The 3,309-nt window shown below is 41.0% G+C and carries 4 protein-coding genes; 3 read left to right on the plus strand and 1 reads right to left on the minus strand.

Translation table 11 applies throughout. The annotated features are described in order from the left end of the window. Positions 1–310: hypothetical protein (locus ACQKNC_RS17375; protein ID WP_427426007.1), on the minus strand; the 310-nt coding region annotated here is incomplete at its 3' end. Positions 311–723: 413 nt separating this feature from the next. On the opposite strand from ACQKNC_RS17375, the gene rpiB reads away from it, so the two are divergent. The 3 genes from rpiB to glyA all read left to right on the plus strand — a co-directional run bounded on the left by rpiB (position 724) and on the right by glyA (position 3,117). After that, positions 724–1,161, plus strand: a complete 438-nt coding sequence (rpiB, locus tag ACQKNC_RS17380) for a ribose 5-phosphate isomerase B (protein WP_427426008.1) — start codon at positions 724–726, stop codon at positions 1,159–1,161. Between the two features lie 112 nt (positions 1,162–1,273). Continuing rightward, complete coding sequence (locus tag ACQKNC_RS17385) at positions 1,274–1,816, plus strand: TIGR01440 family protein (protein ID WP_427426009.1); 543 nt, start codon at positions 1,274–1,276, stop codon at positions 1,814–1,816. 59 nt (positions 1,817–1,875) lie between these two features. Then, positions 1,876–3,117 carry a serine hydroxymethyltransferase gene (gene glyA / locus ACQKNC_RS17390; RefSeq protein ID WP_427426010.1) on the plus strand — a complete coding sequence of 414 codons (1,242 nt, stop codon included), beginning with the start codon at positions 1,876–1,878 and terminating at the stop codon, positions 3,115–3,117. Positions 3,118–3,309: the final 192 nt, after the last annotated feature.

The following is a 3,309-nucleotide window of genomic DNA, read 5'->3' on the forward strand; positions in this document are numbered from 1 at the left end:
GTCCCCGACGGATAGAACAGGCGAAGCGACGGAAAGAGCGATCAGAGCGACGGAAAGAAGAGGCGAAGCGACGGAAAGCCCGCAAAGCGATGGAAAGAAGAGCGTCCCCGACGGATAGAACAGGCGAAGCGACGGAAAGAGCGATCAGAGCGACGGAAAGAAGAGGCAAAGTGACGGAAAGCCCGCAAAGCGACGGAAAGAAGAGCGTCCCCGACGGAAAGAAGAGGCAAAGTGACGGAAAGCCCGCAAAGCGACGGAAAGAAGAGCGTCCCCGACGGATAGAACAGGCAAAGTGACGGAAAGCCCGCAAAGCGACGGAAAGCCCGCAAAGCGATGGAAAAAAGAGCAACCCCGACGGATAGAACAACAAATCGACAAGAGCTTCGCAAACGCACACTAGCATTTGATATAGAACCGTCCTATATCACCACTTTTGGTAATACATAGAAAAAATATTAATATAGTATGTCCACTGTAATTGAAAAGCTAAAAAAACTTCAGAAGATGGAATATTACAACAAAAGACCGGTATCCGAATTTATCAACATGATATTCACAATATCCACAGAAAAACGAGTGTAAAAGTGAATGATTTTATTGGTACTAACAAGAAATGTTCGTCTTTTAGGAAAAATCAGCATAAAAATGCAAGAAAAATCATGTTATTCTTGAGATAGAAGTGGTACACTAGTGTTGACTATAATTTCGAAATGAGGGAACCCAGTGAGAATAGCAATTTCTTCTGATCACGGAGGCAATAACTTACGTCGTGAGATTATGCAGCTGTTAGATGAGCTAAATATTAGCTACGAAGATTTTGGTCCACAATCTGCGGATTCAGTAGACTATCCTGATTATGCAAAACCAGTTACTGAAGGTGTTGCTAGCGGGGAATTTGATAAAGGTATTTTAATTTGTGGCACAGGTATTGGAATGTCCATTGCTGCAAATAAAGTTAAAGGAATTCGTTGTGCTTTAGTGCATGATGTATTTAGCGCAAAAGCAACGCGTTGCCATAACGATTCAAATATTTTAGCGATGGGTGAGCGAGTTATTGGTCCAGGCCTTGCATGTGAAATCGCTAAAGTATGGCTTGAAACAGATTTTGAAGGTGGTCGTCATACGCGCCGCATTGAAAAAATCGCTGAGCTTGAGCAATAAGAAAAGCAATTAAGTTTGTTAACAGATGTCATAAGCTAGAAAGTTTCAGAAAAAAATCTGAGTGCTTTTTACTGTTTGACATAAATAAATAGAAATAAAGGGGCTGAGCATAGTGGTTGTACAACATATACGAACACATTTGACTCAGTTACTCAGTGAATTTGAAGAGCAGGTAACCCTACGACCAAATACTATTTTTGTCGTAGGCTGCTCGACATCTGAAGTGATTGGTCAGAAAATTGGCACAGCAGGCGCTCTTGAAATAGGAGAGGCAATTTTTGAGCCGTTGCAGGCATTTGCAAAGAAACATCAACTACATCTAGCGTTCCAAGGATGTGAGCATATTAATCGTGCTATTACAATGGAAGCAACAACAGCAGAACAATTTGGTTATGAACCAGTAACAGTTGTACCAGTTCGTACAGCAGGTGGCTCGATGTCTGCTTATGCGTTTACGCAATTTACAAATCCAGTTGTTGTGGAAACTGTGCAAGCAAATGCAGGAATTGACATTGGTCAAACACTCATAGGTATGCATTTAAAGGCAGTAGCTGTTCCAGTTCGTACTTCTGTGCGAATGGTAGGAGAAGCGGTTGTGACAATTGCAACAACACGTCCAAAGCTGATTGGCGGAGAGCGTGCAGTATATAAATAAAATTACCTCTGAAATCAGTGGTATACAATTAACGATTATACTTAGGAGGCTTTTTAAACATGGCATACGAAAAATTAGCAGTACAAGACAAAGCAGTATTAGATGGAATTCTTGCGGAAAAAAAACGTCAACAAGCAAATATTGAGTTAATCGCATCAGAAAACTTTGTATCTGAAGCAGTAATGGAAGCACAAGGTTCTGTTCTAACAAATAAATATGCTGAAGGTTATCCAGGTAAACGCTACTATGGCGGTTGTGAACACGTAGATGTTGTGGAAGATATCGCACGTGATCGTGTGAAAGAAATCTTTGGTGCAGAATATGCAAACGTACAACCACACTCTGGTGCACAAGCAAACATGGCTGTATACCACACAATTTTAGAGCCAGGAGATACAGTACTTGGGATGAATCTATCTCATGGTGGTCACTTAACACATGGATCTCCTGTAAACTTCTCAGGTATTCTATATAATTTCGTTGAATATGGCGTAACAAAAGATACTCAAGTAATCGATTATGAAGATGTACGCCAAAAAGCATTAGAGCATAAGCCAAAACTAATTGTTGCAGGAGCGTCTGCATACCCACGTGAAATCGATTTCGCTAAATTCCGTGAAATTGCTGATGAAGTAGGAGCGTACTTCATGGTGGATATGGCACATATCGCTGGTCTTGTAGCTGCTGGCGAACATCCATCACCAGTGCCACACGCTGATTTTGTGACATCTACAACTCATAAAACATTACGTGGTCCGCGTGGTGGTTTAATCCTTGCTTCGAAAGAATGGGAGCAAAAGTTAAACAAATCTGTATTCCCAGGTATCCAAGGTGGACCTTTAATGCACGTGATCGCTGCAAAAGCTGTAGCATTCGGTGAAACATTACAACCAGAATTCAAAGAGTATGCAAAACAAATTAAAGCTAATGCTAAAGCTTTAGCAGAAGTATTAATGGCAGAAGGTGTTGAAATTGTATCTGGTGGTACTGATAACCACTTGTTACTTCTTAATGTGAAATCCCTTGGCTTAACAGGGAAAGTAGCAGAGCATGCACTTGATGAAGTAGGGATTACAACAAATAAAAATACAATCCCTTACGATACAGAATCTCCATTCGTAACTTCTGGTATCCGCATCGGTACACCGGCTGTAACATCTCGTGGCTTCAAAGAAGAGGACATGAAAGAAGTTGGTGCTATTATTGCTACGGTTCTTAAAAACCCAGAAGATGAAGCAGTCAAAACAGAAGCAAAAGCTCGCGTAAAAGCTTTAACTGACAAACATCCATTATACGCATAATTTAATAGAGAAGGCTGTGGTTAAAGTGTAATTTATCACTTTAACCACAGCTTTTTTTATTGCTCATTTTGAAAAGCCGAGATGGCATTAGTTGATTAGAGTGTAAACAGACAAAACCGTGTTGTTGCTGCCGCTTCGCTTTCGCACAGACAAAACCGTGTTGTTGCTGTCGCTTCGCTTTCGCACAGACAA

The sequence above is a fragment of the Lysinibacillus sp. NPDC094177 genome (genome assembly GCF_050279145.1).
GTDB lineage: Bacteria > Bacillota > Bacilli > Bacillales_A > Planococcaceae > Lysinibacillus.